Genomic DNA, 25,381 nt, shown 5'->3' with positions numbered 1-25,381 from the left:
CAAGATAAGCTGCCTTTTTTTCTTATTACATATTTTTAGGCAATGAAATTGTAAATATCGTGCCTCTATCCAATTTACTATCAACAGTAATATTCCCATTATGTAATTCGATAATACGCTTAGAAATAGCTAAACCTAAACCGCTGCCTCCATCACTACTTCGTGCTTTGTCACCTCGAACAAATTCATGAAATATTCGTTGTGTTACTTCTGGACTCATTCCAATGCCATTATCGGTTATTTGAATCTTAATATTCTCTGTTTCTTCTTTAAGGGAAATGAAGAGCGCTGTTTGATCTGGATTATATTTCAAAGCATTTGCAATGATATTTCCAATAGCCCGTTCCATCTGTCTTATATCTAAATGTAAATAGATTGGGTGTTCTGGAATATCTATATTTAACTCGAATTCTTTTTCTTCTATTTCACCATAATAAATAACAATTGTTTCCTTTATGAATTCTACAAAATCTTCTTTTTTTAATTGTAGTTCATATGATGGGCTGTCTAATTTGGTGAATTGAAATAAATCTTGAATCAGTTTATCTAGTTGTAATGATTTACGATAGATGTAACTTAAATACAATTTTTGTTTGTCTTGTTCTAGAGGTTGTTCTATTAATGTTTTAGAATAACCAATGATGGAAGTCATTGGTGTTTTAATATCGTGTGACATATCACGTAACATTCTCTTTTTACTCTCTTCCATTCGCATCTTTTCTTCATTGGCAATTTCTAATTCGTGAACCATATAGTTAAAAGCATTCTTAATTTCTTCGATCTCTTGATAGGTATGAAAGTCTAGTTGAACAGAACGATGCCCTTCAGTCATATCTCTAATCCCCTGTTTAATAGCTTCTAACGGTTTTGCAAGTTTACGAATGGACAGAAAGATCACACACCCATTTGCAATAAGAAAAAATACTACCGCAAGTAATAGTCCTTGCCAAGTATATGTACCTAGATTTGTAAATACGTTTGAGAAGAAACCTTTCGTGGGAAATTTTACAATGCAATAATATCGGTCACCATCTTCCCCTATAAATGGGGCAATATCAATACCATACTCTGAGGGAGTTGCTTCGTTTAAGTGCTGATGTAAAGTATCTAAGTTATACGTTGTGACATTATCTTTCTTTTCTCCGATTGTATAAACTATATGCTCATCTTTTACAATTTCCACCCAGCCACCTATTTTTAATGTAGCATCTGCTCTAATATTTTTATAATCGCTTCGTACAATATCATTTGCTGATGTAGTTGAAAAGCTTTCATTGTTAACATCAAAACCTGATGAAAGGCGTATAAGAATGTAACCAATAAAAATAAAAACAGAAATAATGGTAATTGTAATAATAGCAAGGTAATTGATTACAAAAATAGAGAGTAAACTTTTTTGACTTTTCATTTTTGCCCCTTAAAAATATAGCCTAAACCACGAATCGTTTGTAAATGCGTTGGTTTTTTACTGTTTTCTTCAATTTTATCCCTTAATTTACTAATGTGAACCATTATTGTATTATCGTCTCCATAATAATCCTCCTCCCAAACCTTTTCGAACAACTGTCTTTTTGTAAATACGTGATTTGGATTCGTCATAAATAACTCTAATATTTTATACTCAGTGGAAGTTAAAGAAATATCATTTCCTCTTCTTCTAACAAGACAGCTCTCTATATTTAAGCGTAAATCTCCAAGCTCAATTTCTTTTTGTTTTTTTGGTTGCTCATTAAATCGGTAATGTCTTCTTAATTGTGCTTGTACTCTTGCAACTAGCTCTAATGGATCAAAAGGTTTTGTAATATAGTCGTCTGCCCCTAAATCCAGTCCTAATATTTTATCGTATCCCTCACTTTTAGCTGAAATCATAATGATCGGAATCATTTTATCTTTGCGGATGTTCTTTACCAAACTATATCCATCTAGCTTTGGCATCATAATATCCGCAATAAGTAAGTCAACTGTTTCAGTTTGAAGTACACGTAATGCTTCTTCTCCATCAAATGCCTTTATAATGTGTAAGTTTTCTTTTGACAAATAAAGTTCAATAAGTTCCACAATTTCTATTTCATCGTCTACAATTAAAATTGTTTTTGTCATGGTATCTCCTTAGTTTTTAACGTATTCATAGGTATTATTTACAAGCATTACTTTTAATCGTAATCATTTTATACAAGTATACTATTAGAAAAACAGTGAATAAATCAATACATATAAAATATACAGTAGGAAAAAATCGATTCAGTTATATATTCTCTCTCTTATATTTATAACGTACGAATTTTCCATTTAAAAATTTTAAGTTACCTTTTACTTTCCCTTAAGATAGGCTTAAGATTCATTTTGTAAGATAAAATTAACAAAAACAGGAGGTCAAAAATAATGATGCTAATGGTTACTACAGATACAGTTGCAACAAAGGAAATTACCGAGGTAAAAGGATTGGTGACAGCAAGCGTTGTGCAATCACGGCACGTTGGAAAGGATATATTCGCAAGTCTAAAATCAATTGTTGGAGGGGAATTATCAGGATACACAGAGATGCTGGAAGACTCCAAAAAAATGGTCAGAGAACGTCTAGAGCAACAAGCAAAAGAAGTAGGAGCAAATGCCATTATAGGACTTCGTTTAGAAATGGCTGCTGGACAAGGTTCTTCCGAATTAATTGGTTATGGTACAGCTGTTATTGTAAAGTAAGAAAACATTATTACTACTGATAAAAATGTTTCTAGCAATAGTCTTTTCCTTCCAAGCATAAATTCCCTCAAATAAAAAACAGGCTATTCTTTCTGTATATTTCTACGAAAAGAATAGCGCTTTTTTTTGTAAATAAAAAAGTTATTTTAGCATCTTTTTTACAAACAAAACCAAAAATTAAAGATTGTCACAAAAAAACAGACATTTAGTGAAAGTTCAAAGGACAAATTGATTCAGTCGCTGAAAAGAAGAATAGCAGATTTAGATGAGGAAAATGCGCATTTACAACGATAAGCATTTTGATACAAGTCTTATGAGACATTATGAATGTCTAATTTAAAGGTGATTTGATTATGTACCAATAGACTTTACTCTATTGAGATTGTGAAGTTTCCTACTTAAACTAACGGGACAGGTCAGTTAAATAAGGTAATATTTGGATTGAGATAGATATAAGTAGAAAAACTAATAAAATAATAAGGTTTACTTCAGTAAAATAAGGTATATTATATTTGTTGAATAGATTCTCTTTAAAGACAAGAAAAGTAGGTGAACAAAGTGGGGAAATATCAATTGGATTACAAAAGTCAGGTAGCTGTGGCAAAGTTTCATGAAAAACAGACGCCTGCCAAATTTGATAAAAAGCAGCAACTTGAAAAATTGCGTGCGGAGTATTTGAAAAAGAAGCAAAAACAAACAGATAAATAATATGTTTTGAAACAACTTTTAAAAGCCCTATTACAATAAAATGTAGTAGGGCTTTTGTTTTTCTAAATTAAATTTAAACGACTTCATTATCTTTGTACATCAGAAACATTAAAATCACTGGAAGCATAAGTTTGCCATAAACAAAAAGAACCATAAGCTTGCCGTTTCGGCAAACTTATGGTTCATATCATACAAAAATAAAAAAACCACCAAATATGTATTGGTGGAGACGGTGGGAGTCGAACCCACGTCCAAAAATATCGGCACTTAAGCTTCTACGAGTGTAGTCGATATATTAGCATTTCGCGAACTCTTCGGCCTATCGACAGGCTTCCAAGTTGCTAGTCTGATTGTTCTCTTCCTTCGCCCTCAGACGGCGAACTCCGGCGTAGTCCACTTAGTTTGAGTCCCTTACCCTACCACATGGACGATGGAGGGAGGAACCTTTAGTGCAATTAAGCAGCTAAAGAAAGATTGTTTTGTTTGCCAATTATAGGCTTTGACGTTTTAACGAGGCCGATCCCCTCGACTCGCAACCTAAGCTCGAACTATCCCTGTCGAATCCGTAACGTCCCCATGATAAAAATGGAGCATACGAAGAAATATCGTGATAGCTACTAAGAGCTGTTTTTCAATGTGCAACAATCTTACATAAGTTATTATATCACACGCGCACCGTTTTACAAATGTAAATATCTGTATTACATCTTTTGACGATCACGGAACACGCGTGCAATTTCACGTTTTGCTTCTTTCTCTTTTAAATCGTTACGCTTATCGTATTGCTTCTTACCTTTCGCTAAACCAAGTGCCATTTTCGCAAATCCATTTTTTAAATAGATTCTAACTGGAACTAATGCATATCCTGTTTCTTTTGCATAACCTGCCAGCTTATCAATTTCTTTTTTATGAAGAAGTAACTTTCTTGTACGAAGTGGATCGTGATTGAAACGATTCCCTTGTTCATATGTACTAATATGCATATTATGAACCCATACTTCACCGTTATGTATACGTGCAAACGCATCTTTCAAGTTCACGCGTCCAGCGCGAATCGACTTAATTTCCGTTCCTTGAAGGACAAGCCCTGCTTCGTATGTTTCTTCGATGAAATAATCATGAAATGCTTTTTTATTTTGCGCAATAACCTTACCTGTACCTTTTGGCATATAACGTCCCTCCTCTATTTTTACTATTGTAACAAATGTAAACAAAAAGCGAAAGTGGCTCGCTCAGAATGTGAGGTGGATGGAGCTTCTGACCTTGAGGCGCCCTTTGCCTCTGGGGAAGAAGCGAAGCCGCCAAACATTCTAGCCACTGTAGCTAGATTCCATAAAAAGCGAAAGTGGCTCGCTCAGAATATAAGGCGAAGCCACTCTTTTCTTACTTACGCTTTTTCTTTTTCTTCTTGAATCCTGGTACATTTTCAAAGAATCCTTTTTTCTTCTTGCCATTACCATCTTTTTTGCCTGGCTGACTAGCGGATGTGGATGCTGATGCGGATGCTGATGCTGATCCTTTTCCTTTTCCTTGTCCACCACGATCAAACTTTCTTCCTGTGCCGCGCTCGCCACCGCGCTCATTACTACGCTCGCTACGTCCACCGCGTTTCTTTCTGCCTGTTCTTGGCTGTTCAATCACAACTGGACGATCTTTGAACTTACGACGAGGTGTGCCTTTCATGCCAACGATTTCAAAGTCGATTGCGCGCTCGTCTTTATTTACGTTAATAACACGAATTGTAATTTCGTCACCGATGCGGAATACGTTACCTGTACGTTCTCCAATCATCGCAAAATGTTTTTCGTCATAACGGTAGTAATCGTCCGTTAAGTAGCTAACGTGTACAAGACCTTCAATTGTATTTGGAAGCTCTACGAATAAACCGAAGTTTGTTACAGAGCTAATCATACCGTCATACTCTTCACCGATCTTATCAACCATATACTCTGCTTTTTTCATTTCGTCTGTTTCACGCTCAGCTTCAACAGCACGGCGTTCCATATTAGAAGAATGCTCTGCAATCTCCGGTAAGTTTTCACGCCATTTTGCTTGCGTTTCGTTGTCTACTTTACCATTAATGATGTATTCACGAATCAATCTATGAACAATCGTATCTGGGTAACGGCGAATTGGCGATGTGAAATGCGTGTAGAACTCTGTTGATAAACCGAAATGTCCTAAGCTATCCGAATCGTAACGTGCTTGCTTCATAGAACGAAGCATAACTGTTGAAATGACTACTTCTTCCGGCTGACCTTGAACCATTTCAAGAATTTGCTGCAGCGCACGAGGATGTATTTCATTCGCACGTCCTTTTACTGCATATCCGAAGTTTGTTACAAACTCGAAGAAACGCTCCAGCTTATCTTCTTTCGGATCTTCATGGACACGGTACATAAACGGTACGTTCATCCAGTGGAAGTGCTCTGCTACTGTTTCGTTCGCAACAAGCATAAATTCTTCAATTAGCTTCTCTGATACAGAACGATCACGCATAACAACATCTGTCGGTTTTCCTTCTTCATCCACTAATACTTTCGCTTCTTTAAAGTCAAAGTCAATCGCACCACGTCTCATACGCTTTTCACGTAAGATTTGTGCTAACTGCCCCATCTCTTTAAACATTGGTACTAACGGCTCGTAACGCTCGATTAACGCTTCGTCTTCATCTTCTAAAATGCTTCTTACGTCAGCATATGTCATACGCTCTGTCGTTTTAATTACACTTTGGAAAATCTCATGCTTAACAACATCACCTAGATTATTGATTTCCATTTCACAAGATAGTGTCAGACGGTCTACTTTCGGATTTAACGAACAAATACCGTTAGATAAACGATGCGGAATCATCGGGATTACACGGTCTACAAGATATACACTCGTTGCTCTCTCTGCTGCTTCAACATCAATTGGAGAACCTTCTTGAACGTAATGACTTACATCCGCAATATGAACGCCAAGCTTATAGTTACCGTTCTCAAGCTTCGTTACTGTAACAGCGTCATCTAAGTCTTTTGCATCTGCACCGTCAATTGTAACAATCATTTGATCACGTAAATCACGGCGATCTTTTATATCTTCTTCTGAAATTGTTTCTGGTACACTGTTTGCATGCTCCATCACTTCTTCAGGGAAAGCTAAAGGTAAATGATGTTTATGAATGACAGATAAAATATCTACCCCTGGGTCATTTTTATGACCCAGAATTTGAATAACTTCACCTTCTGCGCTTAAACGGTTCTCTGGATAGCTCGTAATTTTCACAACGACTTTATGGCCTTCTACAGCACCCATTGATGCGCTTTTCAAGATGAAAATATCACTTGTCCAGCGCTTATTATCAGGTACAACAAACCCAAAGTTTTTCGATTCTGTATATGTACCAACTAGTTCCTTCGTTCCACGCTCTAAAATACGAACAATCGCACCTTCTTGGCGTGATCCACTTGATTGCGCGCTAACACGTGCTAATACTATATCACCATGAAGTGCACCATTTAATTCTGTAGGCGGGATGAAAAGATCATCATCTCCCGTTTTCTTCTCTTCTGGAGCGACGAACGCAAAACCACGTGCGTGCCCAATTAATTTACCGCGCACTAAATTCATTTTTTCTGGAAGACCGTAGCGATTACTACGTGTGCGGATAACAAGCCCCTTCTCTTCCATCATTACAAGTGCCTTTACGAAATCTTTAAAGCCCTCAGAGCCTTCGATTCCAAATGCAGCTTCTAATTCTTGTATCGTTAACGGTTTATACGCTTCTTCTCTCATAAATAATAACAACTTATCAATATGTTCTTGTATGATTTCTTCCAAGCAGAAATACCTCCTTTAAACCCTTATATTATTTAGTGTATCCGAAAGATGGGGGATGTATAAAGCGAAACTTTAATCCTCCCCTGATGATTTTTACAGTTTTCACAAAAAATTCCTTATGAAAAAAAGAGGCAACTAGATCTTACCAATCTAGTTGCTCCAAGAAGTTATATACATCCTCATGTAGCACATCACGTTCTTTATCAAGTGTAATGACATGCGTAGAGTCTTCATACCATTTAATGTCTTTTAACGTAGATTCTACACCGTTATAAATAATGTTAGCACTATCTGTATTAATCATCTCATCATGGCGTGCTTGTACAACGAATGTTGGAGCATAAATCATATCAACATTATTGCGTACGTCACGAATCAACTCTTGTAATGCTTTTAATGTATTCATCGGTGTCTGTTTAAATTCAAACATTTCCTGCTCAATTCGTTCTGGTGATTTTTGCTCACGCTTTTTATATTCGCGGGCATATGCCAATATACCTTGGTACATAATTTCTTCACTTTTAATGTACATCGGTGCACACATTGGTACAACACCTAAAATCGGTAATGTATAAGCAAGTTTTAATGAGAATACTCCGCCTAATGATAATCCAACCGCAGCTATTTTCTCGTAACCTTGATCTTTTAAATGCTGATAGGCATTCATTACATCTTTCCACCAGTCTTCAGGACCTGTATGAACAAGTTCTTCTGGTGGTACGCCGTGTCCTTTATAAATTGGCGCATGACAAGTATAGCCTTTCTTCTCTAAGAAACGCCCTAGCATGCGTACATCAGCTGAGTTTCCTGTGAATCCATGTAATAATAAAACAGCACGGTCTCCACCTTCAAATGTAAATGGTTTTGGAGATGCTAATTTCATCATGTACTTCTCCTCTTTCTCTTCTGTAATCTAGTCGTATTCTTTCTATTCTTAGTGTACCATATTTCTAATTCTATAATCTAATTAGAAACTTTTTTCGAATAACAAATTAAAAAAAGAAGAACCATTAGCACAAATCAGCTAACGCTTCTTCTTTTTAATTCTATAAATTTAAGTACGTAACACCAATTGTTAGTACGAAGAATAATACAGCTAAGACAACTGTAATACGGTTTAATACCGCTTCAATTCCACGTGCTTTTTGCTTACCAAACAATTGCTCTGCACCACCTGAAATAGCGCCTGAAAGGCCTGAGCTATTACTAGACTGCATAAGTACCATAACAATCATTAAAATCGATACAACAATAAGTAAAACTGATAATAACGTATGCACTTGGCGTACCTCCTACAAAGATTCAGTTAGTTTAAATGTTAGCATAAATCCTATAGAAAAGCGAGAGCCTATAGAGTCACTCTCGCTTTTCTTCTATTACATGAACATCATTGCAAATAAAGGTCCGAGCAAACATGTCAAAATTGCTGTCAATGTCATTGTTACCGATCCAATAACACCTTCATGCTCGTTATTTTTCATCGCTCTCATAACACCCATAATATGAGAAGCACATCCAAATCCGATTCCTTTACCAACCGAGTTTGTAACGCGGCTCCATTTTAATAAAATTGGTCCCGTAATCGTTCCAGTAATACCTGCGATAACGACGAAGGCTGCTGTTAAGGACGGGACACCGCCAACTTGTTCAGATACACTCATCGCAACGGGCATTGTCACTGACTTTGGTAAAGAAGATAAAATTAAACTTTTATCTGTTCCCATAAGTGAGGCGATAGCCAAATCACTTGCAATAGCAACTGTTGTACCTACTAATACACCACCAGCAATTGGTACAACATATTTTTGCAGAACATGACGCTGTTTATAAAGCGGGATTGCAAAGGCAACAACACCTGGTCCAAGTAGCTTTGCAATCCAGCCACCACCACTTTCCATATAATTTTGATATGGTATATCAAGCACTATAAATAAGAAAGCCATTAATCCTGTTGCAACAAGCATTGGAATGGTAAATGGTGTTGGAAATAATTTATAGATTTTTTTAGATAATTGATATAATAGCACCGTGAAAAGAACCCAACCGATTCCGACTAATATTTGGCTCATCGCGACTCTCTTTCCTCTCTATTCGCAAGATATTGTCCTGTATGTCCTGCGACAATAATAATTAAAAACGTACTCGCTACAACTGTAATGAAAAGAGAAATTCCTTTAGTCATAAAAAAAGCACCGTAATTCATTAGGCCAAGCGTTGGCGGAATTAATAAAAACGGCATAATAGCAACGAGTGTTTCTGCTCCTAAATCAAACCATTTCACTGGAAGTACTTTTAGGCTAAGTAAAACAAGTAGGAGGAACATCCCAATCAAACTACCTGGAATCGGAATATTCAACATTTCTTGCACCCAATTTCCAACCATATAAAACACATAAAGAGCAGCAATTTGGACAAGAATCTTTGTAAGTTTCATGTTCATCATCCCTCATGTTTATACGATCTTCTGTTAATATCCTTATCATAGTATAAATTGTAAAAACCTGCAATTTATCAAATCGACAACGAAAATCCACTATATTATACGCTTACACCCTTGATATGACTGCGTTTCCGAACTGAAATTAAGTCAAAAACCTTGACCTAATATAAAAAGTTTATATTTTCTGAATTTATAAGGTTGTTATTGTAAGAAAATAATCTTTTTATTCTCCCTATCCTTAAGCTTACATATATATAAATAAGATAGGTGGTGAACATATGTCTAAAAAAGTTCTTATTTTTTGTGATCCTGGAATCGACGATACGATAGCCCTCCTCCTCGCATTCTTTATCGATGAAATTGAAATTGTTGGGATTGTCGCTGATTACGGCAATGTTCCAAAAGAAATGGCCGTACAAAATGCTCATTTTCTTAAACAAAAATCAAGAAATAGAGATATGAAAATATTTGGTGGTTCAGAACGTCCTCTCAATGGAGGTCCACCCGCTTTTTTTACCAATATTCACGGTAAAGAAGGGTTAGGGCCAATCATCCCAAATGAAAAGTTACAAAACGGAGAAATGGAGAATTTCTTTGAAGTTATCCCTCTTATCGAACAGTATAAAGACGAACTAATCATTGTAAGTTTAGGGCGACTCACTTCCCTAGCTGTTTTATTTATTTTATGTAAAAATTTAATGCAGCAAATTAAATCTTATTATGTAATGGGTGGTGCCTTTTTGCACCCAGGTAATGTAACTCCCGTATCAGAAGCGAATTTTTATGGTGATCCAATCGCGGCTAACATTGTATTACAATCCGCATCCAACATGTACATATACCCGTTAAATGTAACTCAGTATTCCATCGTTACACCTGACATGGCTGAATATATTGAGGCGAAAGGAAAGGCTTCTCTCGTCAAACCGCTATTCGATCATTACTACTATGGATATTACGAAAAAATTTTACCACAATTAAAAGGCTGCCCTTTTCATGACACGATACCGATATTAGCTTTACTTGATAATTCTATGTTTACCTACTACAAATCACCAATTACCGTCATGACTGAATCTTACGCTCAAGGAGCAAGCATCGGTGATTTCCGCTCTTTAGTAGGATCCAGCCCATTCATCAATCGGCCCTCGCAGCAAATTGCTATCGATTTTGATTATAATCTCTTCTTTAAATACTTCATGTCACTTATGACGGACGAACAATTTTAGCATAAAGTGAAACTTTAATAAGTGGGGGTTTTGTCCATCCCCCACTTATTATTAGTTGAACCAATCGGGCTTTTACGGGCAGTTGATCTCCCACCTAACTTCCTCACATTCGCGAAATTTTGAGGCGGGAGTCTTACTGCCCGTTAATAGCGGGATAAAAAAACAGACCGTGATTTCTCACGGTCTGTCGTTATTTTCTACAATTATCGTTTGATATTGTAGAAAGATTGTAAACCAGCGTAAACAGCGATTTCGCCTAGCTCGTCTTCGATACGTAATAATTGGTTGTACTTAGCAATACGGTCAGTACGGCTCATAGAACCAGTTTTGATTTGGCCAGCGTTAGTTGCAACTGCGATGTCAGCGATTGTAGCATCTTCAGTTTCACCAGAACGGTGAGATACAACTGCTGTGTAACCAGCACGTTTAGCCATTTCGATTGCTTCGAAAGTCTCAGTTAAAGTACCGATTTGGTTAACTTTAATTAAGATTGAGTTAGAGATACCTTTTTCGATACCTTCAGCAAGTTTTTGAGTGTTAGTTACGAATAAATCGTCACCAACTAATTGTACTTTATCACCGATACGCTCAGTTAATAATTTGTGACCATCCCAGTCGTTTTCGTCTAAACCATCTTCAATAGAGATGATTGGGAAGTCTTTGCAAAGCTCTTCGTAGAAATCAACCATTTCTGCAGAAGTTAAGCCAGTACGGCCTTCGCCTGCTAGGTCATATTTACCAGTTTCTTTGTTGTAGAACTCAGAAGAAGCAACGTCCATTCCTAAGAATACGTTCTCGCCAGCTTTGTAACCAGCTTTTTCGATAGCTTCGATGATTACTTCTAATGCTTCACGGTTAGAACCAAGGTTTGGAGCGAATCCACCTTCGTCACCTACTGCAGTGTTAAGACCTTTGTCATGTAATACAGCTTTAAGTGCATGGAATACTTCAGCACCCATACGGATTGATTCTTTGAATGTTGGAGCACCAACTGGTAAGATCATGAACTCTTGGAAGTCAACGTTGTTATCAGCGTGAGAACCACCGTTGATGATGTTCATCATTGGAGTTGGTAATTGTTTTGCATTGAATCCACCAAGGTAACGGTATAATGGAAGACCTACGAAGTCAGCTGCTGCGTGAGCTACTGCCATAGATACACCAAGGATAGCGTTAGCGCCTAGTTTACCTTTGTTTGGAGTGCCGTCTAATTCGATCATAGCACGGTCAATACCCGCTTGGTCAGTTACGTCGAAACCAACGATTTCTGGAGCGATTGCTTCGTTAACGTTGTTTACTGCGTTCATAACACCTTTACCAAGGTAACGAGATTTGTCACCGTCACGTAATTCTACTGCTTCGTGCTCACCAGTAGATGCACCACTTGGTACGATAGCGCGTCCGAATGCGCCGCTTTCTGTGTAAACTTCTACTTCTACAGTTGGGTTACCACGAGAGTCAAGGACTTCGCGAGCATAAACATCAATAATTGTTGACATAATAAATTCTCTCCTTTTTATATAAGCAAATTATTTAATAATTGTTTTACCTGTCATTTCTTTCGGTTGTTCCACATTTAAAAGTGTAAGCATTGTTGGGGCGATATCTCCTAAAATACCACCTTCACGAAGCTCTACATTATTTTTTGTCACGATGAAAGGAACCGGGTTAGTTGTATGAGCTGTCATTGGTCCACCATCAGCAGTTAACTCCTGATCAGCATTACCATGGTCAGCAGTAATAAGTGCTACACCATCTTTTGCAAGAATCGCTTCTACAACTTTTCCTAAACATTCGTCCGTTGCTTCTACTGCTTTAATTGTTGGTTCCATCATCCCAGAATGGCCAACCATATCACAGTTTGCAAAGTTAAGAATGATAACATCATGTTTATCATTTTCGATTTCATTTACTAAAGCGTCCGTTACTTCATAAATGCTCATTTCAGGTTTCAAGTCATACGTTGCAACCTTCGGTGAGTTAATTAAAATACGCTCTTCTCCTGGGAATTCAGCCTCACGACCACCGCTAAAGAAGAATGTAACGTGCGGATACTTTTCAGTTTCCGCGATGCGAAGTTGCTTTAATCCCGCTTGCGCAACAACTTCACCTAATGTGTTATCAAGGTTCATTGGCTTGAATGCCACGTAACCATCTACAGTTTCACTGAAATGTGTCATACAAACGAATTCAGGAATGTGAGGTACTTTTTCACCACGATCGAACTCACGGAAGTCTTCGTTTGTAAATACACGAGCAATTTGAATTGCACGGTCTGGACGGAAGTTATAGAAGATAACTGCATCATCATTATTGATTGTTGCAACTGGCGTGTCATCTTCGTTAACAATTACAGACGGCAATACGAATTCATCATATATACCATTTGCATAAGAGTCTTCTACACACTCTTCTGCTGATTTATAAGTAGGGCCTTCACCATTCACCATAGCACGGTAACATTTTTCTACGCGATCCCAACGCTTGTCACGGTCCATGGAGTAATAACGACCAGAGATAGTCGCGAATTGTCCTACTCCTATTTCTTTAATTACTTCATTTGTTGCATCGATATAACCTTTTGCTGTTTGTGGTCCAACATCGCGGCCATCTAAGAATGCATGGATATATACTTTCTCCACGCCTTCTTTTGCTGCTAAGCGAAGAAGAGCAAACATATGGTTCATGTGACTGTGCACACCACCATCAGAAAGTAAACCGAATAAATGAAGAGCAGTACCTTTTTCTTTCACGCTTTTAATTGCAGTTTGGAAAGTTTCGTTCTTATCGAACTCACCTTCACGAATTGCAACGTTTACGCGTGTTAAGCTTTGATATACTACGCGGCCAGCGCCGATATTTAAGTGACCAACCTCAGAGTTACCCATTTGACCTGCTGGAAGACCCACTTCCTCACCACAAGCTGTAAGCGTTGTATGAGGGAATTTGTTCCAGTAACCATCAAAATTAGGTTTCTTAGCTTGTGCTACAGCATTCCCGTAAGTTTCTTCACGTAGTCCGAAACCATCAAGAATGATTAAAGCTGTTGGCTTTCTCATTTTACCGCCCCCAGAAGACCTAAGAACGAAGCAGGCTCTAAGCTAGCACCGCCAACTAAAGCGCCGTCGATGTCAGATTGTGCCATATACTCTTTAATGTTTTCTGGTTTTACGCTACCGCCGTATTGAATACGAACAGCTTCTGCAGCTTCTGGAGAAACAGCTTCTGCAACAACTTTACGGATGTGCGCACATACTTCATTTGCATCTGCAGAAGAAGAAGATTTACCTGTACCGATAGCCCAGATTGGCTCATAAGCGATAACAGTTACTTTAACTTGCTCTTCTGTTAAACCTGCAAGTGCTTTTGTCACTTGACCTGCTACTAGATCAAATGTTTTTCCGCTTTCGCGCTCTTCTAAAGTCTCACCACAACAAACGATTGGTGTTAAACCATGTTCAAATGCTGCTAGAGTCTTTTTGTTTACTGATTCGTCTGTTTCAGCAAACATTTCACGACGCTCAGAGTGGCCAAGTACTACGTAGCCTACTTTTAAGTCGCTAAGTGCTACTGGGCTAATTTCGCCAGTGAATGCACCATTTTTTTCGAAGTGCATGTTTTGTGCACCTACTTGTAAGTCAGTTCCTTCAGTTGCCGCTACTAAGCGCTCTAAGAATAGAGCTGGAGAGCAAACTACTGCATCAACAGCTGAAGCTGCTGGGATTTGACCTTTAACTTCCTCTGCGAAGCTAACTGCTTCAGCTAGAGTTTTATTCATTTTCCAGTTACCTGCGATAATTGGTTTACGCATGCTTTGCACCGTCCTTTTTCTTTGGCTGCTACTTATTTGTCGTTAAGACAAACTACACCTGGAAGCTCTTTGCCTTCCATGAATTCTAATGACGCACCGCCGCCAGTAGAAATGTGGCTCATTTTATCAGCCATACCGAATTTTTCAACAGCTGCTGCAGAGTCACCACCGCCGATAACAGAGTATGTATCTTCTGCATCTGCTAATGCTTGCCCTACTGCTTTTGTACCTTCTGCGAATGGAGTCATTTCGAATACACCCATTGGTCCATTCCATACAACAAGCTTAGAGTTTTTAATTACATCTGCATAAATTTCACGTGTTTTAGGACCGATGTCCACGCCTTCCCATGTAGAAGGGATAGAGTCGATACCAACGATTTGAGTTGTTGCCGTTTCAGAGAATTCCTCTGTGATTACAACATCAACTGGCATATAGAAGTTTACGCCTTTTTCTTTTGCAAGTTGCATAAATTCTTTAGCTAGTTCAATTTTGTCGTTTTCACATAGAGATAGACCAATTTCATGACCTAAAGCTTTAACGAATGTGTAAGCAAGTCCGCCACCGATGATTAAGTTATCTACTTTGTCTAATAGATGACGAATTACACCGATTTTATCTTTTACTTTCGCACCACCGATGATAGCTGTGAATGGACGTTCTGGGTTAGAAAGTGCTTTACCTAATACATCTAACTCTTTTTCCATTAATAAACCAGATACTGCTGGTAGGTAGTCTGCGATTCCTGCTGTAGAAGCGTGAGCACGGTGAGCTGCACCGAATGCATCGTTTACGAAGATATCAGCAAGAGCTGCAAATTCTTTCGCAAGTTCTGCATCGTTCTTTTCTTCGCCCGCATAGAAACGTACGTTTTCAAGAACTAATACGTCGCCTTCGTTCATTGCTGCAACCATTTCTTGTGCAACTGGTCCGAATGCTTCGTCCGCTTTTTTAACATCTTTACCAAGAAGCTCGCCTAAACGTGCTGCTACTGGAGTAAGACGTAATTCTTCTACTGCTTGACCTTTTGGACGGCCTAAATGACTTGCTAAAATTACTTTCGCACCTTGCTCTATTAAATATTGAATTGTAGGAAGAGCTGCACGGATACGAGTTTCATCTGTAATTTTGCCTTCTTTCATAGGTACGTTGAAATCAACGCGGCAAAATACACGCTTACCTTTTAAATCTACGTCACGAATTGATTTTTTGTTCATTGGATTTCCCTCCGACTACTAGTTAGGATTGACAAAACCCATTCAAAAGCTTAACACATTTGCTTCTAAAACGAAAGAAGAGAGAGAGGGAACAAACCCTCTCCCTCGTTTTGTCATTGATTGCTTATATACTTAAGAATTAAAGACCTTTAGAAGTCATGTATGCAGCTAGGTCTACTACGCGGTTAGAGTAACCAGTTTCGTTATCGTACCAAGAAAGTACTTTAACCATGTTACCTTCCATTACCATTGTAGATAATGCATCGATTGTAGAAGAAGCTGTACATCCGTTATAGTCGATAGATACTAATGGCTCTTCGCTGTATCCAAGGATACCTTTTAATTCGCCTTCAGAAGCTGCTTTGAATGCTGCGTTTACATCTTCAACTGTTACTTCTTTGTCAAGTTCAACAACTAAGTCAACAAGAGAAACGTTAGCAGTTGGAACACGTACAGCGCCGCCGTTTAATTTACCTTTAAGTTCTGGTAATACTAATGCTACAGCTTTAGCAGCACCAGTAGATGTTGGGATCATGTTTTCAGCTGCTGCACGAGCACGACGTAAATCTTTGTGTGGTAAGTCTAAGATTTGTTGGTCGTTAGTGTAAGAGTGAATTGTTGTCATCATTCCGCGTTTTACGCCGAATTTTTCGTTTAATACTTTAGCAAATGGAGCTAGACAGTTTGTAGTACAAGAAGCATTAGATACTACGTTGTGGTTAGCTGCATCGTATTGTTCGTGGTTAACACCCATAACTACAGTGATATCTTCGTCAGAAGCTGGAGCTGAGATGATAACTTTCTTAACTGATCCACCTAAATGTTTCTCAGCGTCTGATTTTTTAGTGAAACGGCCAGTAGATTCTACTACTACTTCTACTCCGTAGTCGCTCCATGGTAATTGAGCTGGGTCACGCTCAGCGATAACTTTAATTTCTTTACCGTTAACAACGATGCTGTTTTCGTTAGCAGATACTTCTGCATTTAAAGTTCCGTGAACTGTATCATATTTTAAAAGGTGAGCTAATGTTTTAGCATCTGTTAAGTCGTTGATTGCTACTACTTCTACCTCAGAGTTGTTAAGAGCTGCGCGGAATACGTTACGTCCGATACGTCCAAATCCATTAATACCAATTTTAGTCATTTTAATTTCCTCCTTGGGGGATTATATTAAAGGGTAATACCCTTTGTTAATTGTTTTGCTGCACCTTCATCTGTAATTAGAATTGAAGTGTGCCCTTGCTTTATTACAGCCTGTATTGCTTTTGCTTTTGAAGAACCTCCAGCGACTGCGACAACGTGAGATACATGTTGTAAATCTTCAAGTTGCATACCAACTGTTCTTACTTTATGAACAACATTTCCTTGTTCATTAAAGTAGTAACCGAAAGCTTCGCCAACTGCTTCGCTTGCCTGAATCTTTAACCAATCTGCTTCTGAAGTATTTCTGCGACGTGCCATTGTTAACGCATCACCAATTCCATGAATGACGATATTGGAAGATCGAATCAACTCAAGAACTTCTTTCACGGAGGGCTCTATTACAATAGACGCATATGCTTCGCTACTAACGTGATCTGGAACATACAATAAGCGATAATTACTCATCGTATTTTGTGCCATTTTGGCGCAAATGGTATTGGCTTCTAACTCGACACCTTCTCCAATTCCACCACGTGCTGGGACAAATAGCATATGTAAATCTTTGCAATCAAGTTGCATCATGTCCGCAGCAGCAGCTAGCGTAGTTCCTCCAGCCACAGCAACGATATTATTCACTGTCAGACGGTCTTTTATACAAGTCACACAAGCACGGCCCATCTCCAGTTTGACCCAAGGTGATTCATCACTATCACCAGGGACAACGAAAACTTCATCCAAGTCTAATGTTTCCTTAAGTTGTTTTTCTAAAACCTTTAACCCGGAAATTTCTTTCATAAAGTCTTCCAAAGCAAGAACTAAAGCTGTTCCTTCTTCTGTCAAAGTCATTCCAGAAGAAGCGACGTGAACTAAGTTTTGTTCTTTCAAAACTTGAACTTCACTTCGCAATACTCGTTCTGTCATACCGAGACTTGCAGATAAGTTTCTTCTTCCAATCGGCTGCATAAGCCTAATGTACTGAAGCACTTGCATTCTCGTTTGCATAACAGGTAGCAGATCAGGTAATAATTTTTTTGTGTTCTGAATCCATGAGCGCATATCTTTTCTCCTCACTACATCGGTTCATTTTCCTTCGTGGTCACTTTATGTCCCGTAGTGACATTTTACGTCCCACTTAGGTTAAAAAAATAATCCCTGCTACGTGTATTATTGTAACAGGAGATAGAAACTTATTCAACTCTTAACTGCATTGTTTATATAGTTTATTATGGCACCTTTGTGAATGTTACCATATTCTACTTGTCTTCCGCCTATTTCTACAACAGGAATCATTAGATGGTATTTCTCTAAAAGTTCATTATCTTCATATATATCTATTTCCTCAATTTGAAGAGAATATTCATATTGTACTTCCTTTAAAACTTGTTTCGCCTTTTCGCAAAGACCACAATCTTTTTTTGTATATAGTACAACTCTCATCTTCTTCACCTATCCAATTGTTTTTCTTAGAGACGAAGCAGGAATATGCATTTGTTCTCTATATTTCGCAACCGTTCTGCGAGAAATAACGATTTCATGCTCTTCTTCTAATAATTTTGAAATCTTTTGATCCGAAAGTGGCTTTTTCTTATTTTCCGCTCCAACAAGCGTTTGAATGAATTGTTTCACACGCTTTGTAGAAACCACCTCATCTTCCGTCGTAGAAATAGAATTACTAAAGAACGATTTCATCTCAAATAAACCGTGCGGCGTTTGCACATATTTATTACGCGTTGCACGACTAATTGTAGACTCATGCACACCTAACTCTTCCGCCACCTCTTTTAAAGCAAGTGGTTTTAAATACTCTGGACCTTTCCAGAAGAAATCATGTTGTTTTTCCATAATAATATTCATCACTTGTAAGAGTGTTTGTTTTCTTTGTTTCAAACTGCGCATAATCCATTGCACATGCTGATACTTCTCCGATACGTAAGAAGCCACTTCACTTTCACTATTATTTAGTAACGCACTATACTCAGAGTGAATTTCAATTCTTGGCATATTTCTCTCATTCATCTGTAAAACGAGATGATCGCCATCTTTTTTTACCGCCATATCAGGCACGATATAAAGTGGTTTATCAGAAGAAAATGCAAGACCTGGTTTCGGCTGCAATGATGTAATACAGTTCACCGCATCTTGTAATTCTTCATTACTACACTTCAACACTTGAACGAGCTTTCGCCAATCTTTCTTCACGAAATAAGTAAATTGTTCATCTACAATCTCTTCTGCTAATCCGCACCTTCTTTGTAAGCGCTTCAATTGAATTGATAGACATTCCTGAATATTACGCGCACCTACCCCTGCCGGCTCTAACGATTGGACAAGCTCCACAGAACGGTCTACTACATCCATTGTTGCCGAAAGAAGTTCTGATAACTCTTCATTCGTTTCTTGTAAATAGCCATTTCCATCCATGTTCATAATAATGAAAGAAGCTGCTTTTCGCTCTTCTTCATCTATTTTATAATATTGTATTTGATTTAATAAATGTTGCTGAATCGTTGTAGAATCCACACTGTAGATTTCCATTTGATTCTCGACTTGTTTGCCGGTACTTTTACTTGTGTTAGAGCTCTTTTTCTTCGCCCTCTCAAAACCATCTAACTCAATAAGGGGATTCTCTAACGATTGCTCATATAAAAACTCCGATAATTCTTGTACATTATACTGGAGCATTGTAATCGCTTGCCTTAACTCTTGTGTCATTGCCAAACGTAAGCTTTGTTCTTGTAAAAGACTTGCCTTCAAACTAATCTCCCCCTTGTTTCTATTGTACAATAAGTTTGGTAAAAGGAGAATCCTCACGCAGACACCCATTCCAAAATATTATTAATTTATATGTATTAATGAGATTTACATCTTACAACCGAAATTTGAATAATATTGAAAGAAAATAATAGCGCATAAAAATTATTACCACATACTAATAGTAAATCTTATAACTAGATATAACAAGAGAGAAATAAAAAAGGTCCTAACTTACATTTGTAAGTTAGGACCTTTTGACGCGCCCAGAGGGATTCGAACCCCCGGCAGACGTGGTACCGGAAACCACCGCTCTATCCGACTGAGCTATGGGCGCATGATAAAATCTTATAAACCGTTTATTATCAAGGTTTTAAGCCTTCTTCTATTCCGCTTCTCCACATTTAATTGCTTGCGAAAAACCTCTAATAGAAGTGAAATATAACAAGTAAAGACCTGCTTATTTTCTTCTCATAATAATAGCAATAAAATCCATCTAAATCAATAAAAATATCCCCTTAATCCTTTATATACCTTAGCTAGAATCCTATAAAACATATCCATCCCCTAAATTTTCCAATCATAAATTCACCCCAATTCACAAATTATAACCTTTGAATTGACATTCCAAAGGGGGCTTCATTCAATGACTGTAATTACAAAACTAAAGCAAACTGTTTCTGGATTAAAAAGTGCTCAAGCTAGCTTAGAGGGATTCGCTCTTGATACGGATAACCAACAAGCTAAGCAACTTTTCCAAACAGCTGCGCAGCAAACACAAACGATTATTGATTCTTTAAACCCACGTGTTGAAGAAGTCCAGCAAGAAGAACCACAATACACACAGCAATAACCGAAAGTACCATTTCATCTAATGGTACACAATTTGAGAAAAAGGATGATATGCAATCATCCTTTTTCTATCAAATTACATAATGCAATAGAAATGGAATGATTATAATGCGAAAACTCGGAATCATAGCCGCGTTATTTGTGCTCCTATTCGGTTCACTTACCGGATGTGATAATAGCCCATTAGATAAAAAGGTAAAGAAAGAAGAAGCAAAACGAACGAAAGAAGAAAAGGGCCCAAAGTTAACAAAAATGAGTACAGAATCCTTTAATCAATCTATATCGCAAGAAGCTAAGAAAAAAGCTCTCGCTATGGAGGGAATTATAGAAGCTACCGCAGTTAATACAAATTTAGATCTTTACATAGCTGTCAAACCTGAACATCATGAAAGATTTGGTTTAAAACCGTTACGAAGTAAATTAAAAAAGAAGTTAAGTGATGAAAATCCTACTTTCGATATTCGTGTAAGTACAGATAAAAAGATTTTTATGCTCATAGAAGAACTTGAAAACAAAATCAAGAAAAAGAAAGTAAGCAAGGATGGCATTAAAAAACAATTGAAACTCATCCAATCAGAAATGGGATCTAATATTTAAGCTTTCTAAAAGAGAAGGAAGGATTCAAATGTCTAGTAAAGATAAAAATTTAACACCTGTACAACAAGAATATAAAAAGTTCGAACAACAGCGCGAACCGAAGAGACCCGTTTTAAAAAATTGTATAAAAGCTTTTTTCGTCGGAGGATTAATTTGTCTAATAGGCCAACTAATTTCCACCTTTTATATTACTTATTTTGATTTCACTGAAAGATCTGCCGGGAACCCTACCGTTGCAACTCTTATTTTTATCTCCATGCTACTGACGGGATTTGGCGTCTACGATCGCCTTGGGCAATTTGCTGGTGCTGGTACCGCAGTTCCCGTTACTGGATTTGGTAACTCTGTTATTGCCGCATGTATTGAACACCGTACAGAAGGATTCGTTCTCGGCGTTGGTGGTAACATGTTTAAACTAGCAGGATCAGTTATCTTATTTGGCGTATTTTCAGCTTTTGTCATCGCTCTTATCAAAACGATTCTCTTTCAATGGGGAGGGCTGTAAATGTTACAAGGACACCGAACATGGGTATTCGAAAACAAACCAGTTATCATCTCAACAGGTGTAGTCGGTGGCCCATTTGAGGCAAATGGGAAAATCCCTGAAGACTTCGATACCCTGCATGAGGATTTATGGCTCGGACAAGATTCCTATGAAAAAGCACATAAAATTTTATTTGAAGAAGCTTGCAGCCGTGCTACAGAGAAAGCAAAACTTCGAAAAGACGATATTCAATTCGTACTCGCCGGAGATTTAATTAATCAAATAACCCCAACGAGTTTTGCATGTCGTACACTCGGAACACCTTATCTTGGATTATTTGGAGCTTGTTCTACCTCTATGGAAGGCTTAGCACTCGGCGCAAGTATTGTAAATGCAAAAGGGGCAAAATATTTATTAACTGGTGCATCAAGCCATAACGCTGCCGTGGAAAAACAATTCCGTTATCCAACTGAATATGGTGGTCAAAAACCTCCTACTGCCCAGTGGACAGTGACCGGTGCAGGCGCAGCTATTTTAAGTGATACAGGACATGGTCCAAGAGTAACTTCCGCCACAATTGGGCGCATTGTTGATATGGGGTTAACAGATCCATTTAATATGGGGGGCGCGATGGCTCCTGCTGCTGTCGATACAATTGAAGCTCATTTAAGAGAAAGAAATCTCGATGCATCTCACTACGATTTAATCGTAACAGGCGACCTCGGACACGTTGGACGCGAAATTGCTTATGACTTACTACATAAACATGGAACAAAAGTAACAAGTGAACAATTTCAAGATTGCGGACTGCTCATTTATAGAGATGGTCAACCTGTAATAGCCGGCGGAAGTGGTCCAGGCTGTTCAGCAACAGTCGTATACGGTCACTTATTAAACCGAATGAAAAGAGGAGAATTCAAAAAAATACTTGTCGTTGCGACAGGCGCTTTACTATCTCCACTTACATTCCAACAAGAAGAAACGATTCCGTGTATCGCCCATGCCGTTTCGATTGAATTTGGAGGTGCAACGCAATGATTTTCTTCTGGGCTTTTGTAATCGGTGGACTTATATGTGTAATCGGACAACTTATGTTTGATGTCGGCAAGCTAACACCAGCTCATACAATGGCAACACTCGTTGTTGCTGGAGCTATATTAGACGGATTCAATTTGTATGAACCATTAATTGATTTCGCCGGAGCTGGGGCAACTGTACCTATTACAAGTTTCGGAAACGCCCTCGTTCACGGTGCGATGGAAGAAGCTGCAAAACATGGAATCGTCGGCGTAATTACTGGTATGTTTAAAGTAACGAGCGCAGGTGTATCAGCAGCGATTATTTTCGGCTTCATTGGAGCATTACTATTTAAACCAAAAGGATAAGAGGTGTTTGCATGACTGTTATCGCTAGCGTAAAAACTTGCCTTGCCAGTGTAAGAGGAGCTCAAGCAAGTTTAAGCTCCCTTTCATTAAATTCACAAGACGAGGAATCAAAACGCGTATTTCATGAATGTATGTTAGAAATGGACAGCGTCATCGCTGATTTAAAGGATAGAATTTCAGTATTAGAACGTGAAGAACCTCAATATAAAGGGTTTTAAGTAGACTGGAGGAAATGACTATGTCTCACCTGCCCGAATGGACACTCGTTATTCTTCGCTCTGTATTTATATTAATCATTTTATTCGCTATTACGAAATGGTTAGGGAAAAGACAAATCTCTCAGCTCTCCTTTTTTGAATACATAGCCGGAATGACAATCGGTGACATCGCTGCCCAAGTATCTACAGGGCTCGATTCAAAATTTTTCCACGGCGTCTTTGCGATACTCATTTTCGCTGTGGTACCTTTTTTCACAGGAATCCTCTCCTTAAAGAACAAAACAGCTCGGGACTTCTTTGAAGGGAAATCTACCGTATTAATAAAAGATGGAAAAATACTCGAAGATAACTTAAAGAAAGAAAAATATACAAGTGACGAATTACTTGAACTACTCCGAGGAAAAGATGCGTTCAGCGTAGCTGATGTTGAATTTGCAGTATTAGAACCGAGCGGAGAGTTAAATGTATTACTGAAGAAAGATCGCCAACCACTCACAGCAAAAGATATCAACTTAAAAGTGCCAAATGAAAAAGAACCACAAACTGTTATTATGGATGGAAATGTACTAGATGAACCGCTTTCAGCAAGTGGACATAACCGCGCTTGGTTACATTCTGAATTAGAAAAACTCGGCGTTGTCATTGAAAATGTCTTTCTCGGTCAAGTTGACTCATACGGACAACTTACTATCGACATTTATAATGACAAACTTCAAATGCCTTCTCCTCAAAACAAACCTTTACTATTGGCATCTTTAAAAAAATGCCATGCTGATCTTGAACTATTTTCTTTAGAAACAAAATCGAAATCAGCAAGTGAAATGTATAGTAAAAATGCGAAACAAGTCGAAACAATTTTAAATAAAGTAACCTATCTTTTAAAAGAATAAATACCGAAAGAACGCTTCAGTAAAAAGGCGTTCTTTTGCCTTTTCTACACCTTTAATCACGTTTAAATTTATGTAATTCGGTTATGATGTTGAAGATACATAAGCAGGGAATTTTAAAAACATAGCGAATAAATCATGATACAACTACATATTTTTTTGATTTAAAGTGGTTTCGTTTGACCTTTATTGACCATAATTGTATTATAAACTAAGAAAGCTTTCAAAGGAGGAAATAACAGATGAATTTAATTCCTACAGTAATTGAACAAACAAATCGTGGAGAACGCGCTTACGATATTTACTCTCGACTATTAAAGGACCGCATCATTATGCTTGGTAGCGCAATTGATGACAACGTAGCAAACTCAATCGTTTCTCAGCTTTTATTCTTGGAATCTCAAGATCCAGAAAAAGATATTCACATCTATATCAACAGCCCTGGTGGTTCTATCACAGCTGGTATGGCAATTTACGATACAATGCAGTTTATTAAACCACAAGTATCAACAATCTGTATCGGTATGGCTGCATCTATGGGTGCATTCTTACTTGCAGCAGGTGAAAAAGGAAAACGTTTCGCGCTTCCTAACAGTGAAGTAATGATTCACCAACCACTTGGCGGAGCACAAGGTCAAGCGACTGAAATCGAAATCGCTGCAAAACGTATCCTATTCTTACGTGAAAAATTAAATCAAATTCTTGCTGACCGCACAGGTCAACCACTTGAAGTTCTACAACGCGACACAGACCGCGACAACTTCATGACAGCAGAAAGAGCTCTAGAATACGGTTTAATCGATAAGATTTTTACAAGTCGTTAATTAATTAAAAGCGGAAGTGGCTCGTTCAGCTCTGACTGGCTAAGGTTCTTTCGCATAAAAGGCGCTTTTTGCCTTCTTATGCGGAAGGTTCTTAGACACGAAGAGCTAGCCGCTGGAGCTAGATAAATTAAAAGCGAAGGCGGCTCGTTTAGAATGTGAGGAGGATGGAGCTTCTGACAAAGAGGTGCTTTTTACCTCGGCGGAAGAAGCGAAGCCACCGAACATTCTAGCCGCTGGAGCTAGATACACTCAAAAGCGGAAGCGCCCTGTACACAGGGCGCTTTTTTATGATCATGTACCTCCGTTCACATACCCC

27 protein-coding genes, 1 tRNA gene and 1 other RNA gene are annotated in these 25,381 nt (G+C 38.1%); 11 read left to right on the top strand and 18 right to left on the bottom strand.

What is annotated here, in order from left to right:
* Nucleotides 1–25: 25 nt before the first annotated feature.
* Nucleotides 26–1,408, bottom strand: a complete 1,383-nt coding sequence (locus tag FT637_RS14475) for an ATP-binding protein (protein WP_193646891.1) — start codon at nucleotides 1,406–1,408, stop codon at nucleotides 26–28.
* Nucleotides 1,405–2,100, bottom strand: coding sequence for a response regulator transcription factor (locus FT637_RS14470; RefSeq protein WP_193646890.1), 696 nt, complete (start codon nucleotides 2,098–2,100; stop codon nucleotides 1,405–1,407). Before FT637_RS14470 ends, FT637_RS14475 begins: the two co-directional genes overlap by 4 nt.
* Nucleotides 2,101–2,385: 285 nt before the next feature.
* On the opposite strand from FT637_RS14470, the gene FT637_RS14465 reads away from it, so the two are divergent.
* Nucleotides 2,386–2,697, top strand: a complete 312-nt coding sequence (locus FT637_RS14465) for a YbjQ family protein (protein ID WP_193647025.1) — start codon at nucleotides 2,386–2,388, stop codon at nucleotides 2,695–2,697.
* 558 nt (nucleotides 2,698–3,255) lie between these two features.
* On the top strand, nucleotides 3,256–3,405 hold the full coding sequence (locus FT637_RS14460) for a hypothetical protein (RefSeq protein ID WP_000521653.1): 150 nt from the start codon (nucleotides 3,256–3,258) through the stop codon (nucleotides 3,403–3,405).
* A gap of 221 nt (nucleotides 3,406–3,626) precedes the next feature.
* Here FT637_RS14460 and ssrA read toward each other — a convergent pair.
* The 7 genes from ssrA to FT637_RS14425 all read right to left on the bottom strand — a co-directional run bounded on the left by ssrA (nucleotide 3,627) and on the right by FT637_RS14425 (nucleotide 9,661).
* Nucleotides 3,627–3,981: a transfer-messenger RNA gene (ssrA, locus tag FT637_RS14455) on the bottom strand.
* Between the two features lie 125 nt (nucleotides 3,982–4,106).
* Nucleotides 4,107–4,574 carry an SsrA-binding protein gene (smpB, locus tag FT637_RS14450; protein ID WP_193646889.1) on the bottom strand — a complete coding sequence of 156 codons (468 nt, stop codon included), beginning with the start codon at nucleotides 4,572–4,574 and terminating at the stop codon, nucleotides 4,107–4,109.
* Between the two features lie 214 nt (nucleotides 4,575–4,788).
* Entirely contained in the window at nucleotides 4,789–7,227 is a 2,439-nt protein-coding gene (rnr, locus tag FT637_RS14445; RefSeq protein WP_193646888.1) for a ribonuclease R, read from the bottom strand.
* 142 nt (nucleotides 7,228–7,369) lie between these two features.
* Nucleotides 7,370–8,110, bottom strand: a complete 741-nt coding sequence (locus FT637_RS14440) for an alpha/beta hydrolase (RefSeq protein WP_162836430.1) — start codon at nucleotides 8,108–8,110, stop codon at nucleotides 7,370–7,372.
* Nucleotides 8,111–8,273: 163 nt separating this feature from the next.
* Nucleotides 8,274–8,507: a preprotein translocase subunit SecG gene (secG, locus tag FT637_RS14435; protein ID WP_002089535.1), complete on the bottom strand. Its 234-nt coding sequence runs from the start codon at nucleotides 8,505–8,507 to the stop codon at nucleotides 8,274–8,276.
* 96 nt (nucleotides 8,508–8,603) lie between these two features.
* On the bottom strand, nucleotides 8,604–9,296 hold the full coding sequence (locus FT637_RS14430) for an LrgB family protein (protein WP_193646887.1): 693 nt from the start codon (nucleotides 9,294–9,296) through the stop codon (nucleotides 8,604–8,606).
* Nucleotides 9,293–9,661: a CidA/LrgA family holin-like protein gene (locus FT637_RS14425; protein WP_193646886.1), complete on the bottom strand. Its 369-nt coding sequence runs from the start codon at nucleotides 9,659–9,661 to the stop codon at nucleotides 9,293–9,295. The genes FT637_RS14430 and FT637_RS14425 overlap by 4 nt, the downstream gene beginning before the upstream one ends.
* Nucleotides 9,662–9,945: 284 nt before the next feature.
* Here FT637_RS14425 and FT637_RS14420 point away from each other — a divergent pair, with 284 nt between their 5' ends.
* Nucleotides 9,946–10,896, top strand: a complete 951-nt coding sequence (locus FT637_RS14420) for a nucleoside hydrolase (RefSeq protein WP_193646885.1) — start codon at nucleotides 9,946–9,948, stop codon at nucleotides 10,894–10,896.
* Nucleotides 10,897–11,099: 203 nt separating this feature from the next.
* On the opposite strand, the gene eno is transcribed toward FT637_RS14420, so the two are convergent.
* The 9 genes from eno to FT637_RS14375 form a co-directional block, all read right to left on the bottom strand.
* On the bottom strand, nucleotides 11,100–12,395 hold the full coding sequence (gene eno, locus FT637_RS14415) for a phosphopyruvate hydratase (protein ID WP_002112796.1): 1,296 nt from the start codon (nucleotides 12,393–12,395) through the stop codon (nucleotides 11,100–11,102).
* A 30-nt stretch (nucleotides 12,396–12,425) separates the two neighbouring features.
* On the bottom strand, nucleotides 12,426–13,955 hold the full coding sequence (gene gpmI / locus FT637_RS14410; protein WP_193646884.1) for a 2,3-bisphosphoglycerate-independent phosphoglycerate mutase: 1,530 nt from the start codon (nucleotides 13,953–13,955) through the stop codon (nucleotides 12,426–12,428).
* Nucleotides 13,952–14,707: a triose-phosphate isomerase gene (gene tpiA / locus FT637_RS14405; protein WP_193646883.1), complete on the bottom strand. Its 756-nt coding sequence runs from the start codon at nucleotides 14,705–14,707 to the stop codon at nucleotides 13,952–13,954. Before tpiA ends, gpmI begins: the two co-directional genes overlap by 4 nt.
* Before the next feature lie 32 nt (nucleotides 14,708–14,739).
* Complete coding sequence (locus FT637_RS14400; RefSeq protein ID WP_002016070.1) at nucleotides 14,740–15,924, bottom strand: phosphoglycerate kinase; 1,185 nt, start codon at nucleotides 15,922–15,924, stop codon at nucleotides 14,740–14,742.
* 139 nt (nucleotides 15,925–16,063) lie between these two features.
* Nucleotides 16,064–17,068: a type I glyceraldehyde-3-phosphate dehydrogenase gene (gene gap, locus FT637_RS14395; protein WP_002016071.1), complete on the bottom strand. Its 1,005-nt coding sequence runs from the start codon at nucleotides 17,066–17,068 to the stop codon at nucleotides 16,064–16,066.
* Between the two features lie 26 nt (nucleotides 17,069–17,094).
* Nucleotides 17,095–18,123: a gapA transcriptional regulator CggR gene (gene cggR, locus FT637_RS14390; RefSeq protein WP_002144912.1), complete on the bottom strand. Its 1,029-nt coding sequence runs from the start codon at nucleotides 18,121–18,123 to the stop codon at nucleotides 17,095–17,097.
* Nucleotides 18,124–18,258: 135 nt separating this feature from the next.
* A complete protein-coding gene (locus FT637_RS14385; RefSeq protein ID WP_193646882.1) occupies nucleotides 18,259–18,504 on the bottom strand; it encodes a glutaredoxin family protein in 246 nt (81 codons plus the stop codon).
* Nucleotides 18,505–18,513: 9 nt separating this feature from the next.
* The gene (rpoN, locus tag FT637_RS14380; RefSeq protein ID WP_193646881.1) at nucleotides 18,514–19,821 is read right to left on the bottom strand and encodes an RNA polymerase factor sigma-54; all 1,308 of its coding nucleotides are present in this window, start codon (nucleotides 19,819–19,821) and stop codon (nucleotides 18,514–18,516) included.
* Between the two features lie 258 nt (nucleotides 19,822–20,079).
* A tRNA-Arg gene (locus FT637_RS14375) sits at nucleotides 20,080–20,155 on the bottom strand.
* A gap of 309 nt (nucleotides 20,156–20,464) precedes the next feature.
* Between FT637_RS14375 and FT637_RS14370 the strand changes: the two genes are divergently transcribed.
* The 8 genes from FT637_RS14370 (at nucleotide 20,465) to clpP (ending at nucleotide 25,065) form a co-directional block, all read left to right on the top strand.
* Nucleotides 20,465–20,671, top strand: coding sequence for a DUF1657 domain-containing protein (locus tag FT637_RS14370; protein ID WP_000216167.1), 207 nt, complete (start codon nucleotides 20,465–20,467; stop codon nucleotides 20,669–20,671).
* Nucleotides 20,672–20,778: 107 nt separating this feature from the next.
* Nucleotides 20,779–21,267 (top strand): YhcN/YlaJ family sporulation lipoprotein, encoded by a 489-nt coding sequence (locus FT637_RS14365; protein ID WP_193646880.1) that lies wholly within the window; start codon nucleotides 20,779–20,781, stop codon nucleotides 21,265–21,267.
* Between the two features lie 28 nt (nucleotides 21,268–21,295).
* Nucleotides 21,296–21,772: a stage V sporulation protein AC gene (gene spoVAC, locus FT637_RS14360; RefSeq protein ID WP_002034730.1), complete on the top strand. Its 477-nt coding sequence runs from the start codon at nucleotides 21,296–21,298 to the stop codon at nucleotides 21,770–21,772.
* Nucleotides 21,773–22,789, top strand: coding sequence for a stage V sporulation protein AD (gene spoVAD / locus FT637_RS14355; RefSeq protein ID WP_193646879.1), 1,017 nt, complete (start codon nucleotides 21,773–21,775; stop codon nucleotides 22,787–22,789). It begins immediately after the preceding gene.
* On the top strand, nucleotides 22,786–23,136 hold the full coding sequence (gene spoVAE, locus FT637_RS14350; RefSeq protein WP_000575919.1) for a stage V sporulation protein AE: 351 nt from the start codon (nucleotides 22,786–22,788) through the stop codon (nucleotides 23,134–23,136). Before spoVAD ends, spoVAE begins: the two co-directional genes overlap by 4 nt.
* An 11-nt stretch (nucleotides 23,137–23,147) precedes the next feature.
* Complete coding sequence (locus FT637_RS14345; protein WP_000215909.1) at nucleotides 23,148–23,354, top strand: DUF1657 domain-containing protein; 207 nt, start codon at nucleotides 23,148–23,150, stop codon at nucleotides 23,352–23,354.
* A gap of 20 nt (nucleotides 23,355–23,374) precedes the next feature.
* Nucleotides 23,375–24,244 carry a DUF421 domain-containing protein gene (locus FT637_RS14340; RefSeq protein WP_193646878.1) on the top strand — a complete coding sequence of 290 codons (870 nt, stop codon included), beginning with the start codon at nucleotides 23,375–23,377 and terminating at the stop codon, nucleotides 24,242–24,244.
* Between the two features lie 239 nt (nucleotides 24,245–24,483).
* Nucleotides 24,484–25,065 (top strand): ATP-dependent Clp endopeptidase proteolytic subunit ClpP, encoded by a 582-nt coding sequence (gene clpP, locus FT637_RS14335; RefSeq protein ID WP_002159906.1) that lies wholly within the window; start codon nucleotides 24,484–24,486, stop codon nucleotides 25,063–25,065.
* The last annotated feature ends 316 nt before the right edge of the window (nucleotides 25,066–25,381 follow it).

The organism is Bacillus cereus (assembly GCF_015071065.1).
GTDB lineage: Bacteria > Bacillota > Bacilli > Bacillales > Bacillaceae_G > Bacillus_A > Bacillus_A cereus_BA.
This window is presented reverse-complemented; position numbering and strand designations above follow the sequence as displayed.

Excerpts from the sequence above, each read along its gene's own strand:
- spoVAC (WP_002034730.1), top strand. The coding sequence starts at position 21,296 with ATGTCTAGTAAAGATAAAAATTTAACACCTGTACAACAAGAATATAAA.
- spoVAE (WP_000575919.1), top strand. The coding sequence starts at position 22,786 with ATGATTTTCTTCTGGGCTTTTGTAATCGGTGGACTTATATGTGTAATC.
- FT637_RS14385 (WP_193646882.1), bottom strand. The coding sequence starts at position 18,504 with ATGAGAGTTGTACTATATACAAAAAAAGATTGTGGTCTTTGCGAAAAG.
- clpP (WP_002159906.1), top strand. The coding sequence starts at position 24,484 with ATGAATTTAATTCCTACAGTAATTGAACAAACAAATCGTGGAGAACGC.
- FT637_RS14440 (WP_162836430.1), bottom strand. The coding sequence starts at position 8,110 with ATGAAATTAGCATCTCCAAAACCATTTACATTTGAAGGTGGAGACCGT.
- tpiA (WP_193646883.1), bottom strand. The coding sequence starts at position 14,707 with ATGCGTAAACCAATTATCGCAGGTAACTGGAAAATGAATAAAACTCTA.
- spoVAD (WP_193646879.1), top strand. The coding sequence starts at position 21,773 with ATGTTACAAGGACACCGAACATGGGTATTCGAAAACAAACCAGTTATC.
- FT637_RS14430 (WP_193646887.1), bottom strand. The coding sequence starts at position 9,296 with ATGAGCCAAATATTAGTCGGAATCGGTTGGGTTCTTTTCACGGTGCTA.
- FT637_RS14400 (WP_002016070.1), bottom strand. The coding sequence starts at position 15,924 with ATGAACAAAAAATCAATTCGTGACGTAGATTTAAAAGGTAAGCGTGTA.
- FT637_RS14420 (WP_193646885.1), top strand. The coding sequence starts at position 9,946 with ATGTCTAAAAAAGTTCTTATTTTTTGTGATCCTGGAATCGACGATACG.
- FT637_RS14370 (WP_000216167.1), top strand. The coding sequence starts at position 20,465 with ATGACTGTAATTACAAAACTAAAGCAAACTGTTTCTGGATTAAAAAGT.
- FT637_RS14425 (WP_193646886.1), bottom strand. The coding sequence starts at position 9,661 with ATGAAACTTACAAAGATTCTTGTCCAAATTGCTGCTCTTTATGTGTTT.
- gap (WP_002016071.1), bottom strand. The coding sequence starts at position 17,068 with ATGACTAAAATTGGTATTAATGGATTTGGACGTATCGGACGTAACGTA.
- FT637_RS14465 (WP_193647025.1), top strand. The coding sequence starts at position 2,386 with ATGCTAATGGTTACTACAGATACAGTTGCAACAAAGGAAATTACCGAG.
- FT637_RS14345 (WP_000215909.1), top strand. The coding sequence starts at position 23,148 with ATGACTGTTATCGCTAGCGTAAAAACTTGCCTTGCCAGTGTAAGAGGA.
- FT637_RS14475 (WP_193646891.1), bottom strand. The coding sequence starts at position 1,408 with ATGAAAAGTCAAAAAAGTTTACTCTCTATTTTTGTAATCAATTACCTT.
- eno (WP_002112796.1), bottom strand. The coding sequence starts at position 12,395 with ATGTCAACAATTATTGATGTTTATGCTCGCGAAGTCCTTGACTCTCGT.
- smpB (WP_193646889.1), bottom strand. The coding sequence starts at position 4,574 with ATGCCAAAAGGTACAGGTAAGGTTATTGCGCAAAATAAAAAAGCATTT.
- gpmI (WP_193646884.1), bottom strand. The coding sequence starts at position 13,955 with ATGAGAAAGCCAACAGCTTTAATCATTCTTGATGGTTTCGGACTACGT.
- cggR (WP_002144912.1), bottom strand. The coding sequence starts at position 18,123 with ATGCGCTCATGGATTCAGAACACAAAAAAATTATTACCTGATCTGCTA.
- FT637_RS14365 (WP_193646880.1), top strand. The coding sequence starts at position 20,779 with ATGCGAAAACTCGGAATCATAGCCGCGTTATTTGTGCTCCTATTCGGT.
- FT637_RS14340 (WP_193646878.1), top strand. The coding sequence starts at position 23,375 with ATGTCTCACCTGCCCGAATGGACACTCGTTATTCTTCGCTCTGTATTT.
- FT637_RS14470 (WP_193646890.1), bottom strand. The coding sequence starts at position 2,100 with ATGACAAAAACAATTTTAATTGTAGACGATGAAATAGAAATTGTGGAA.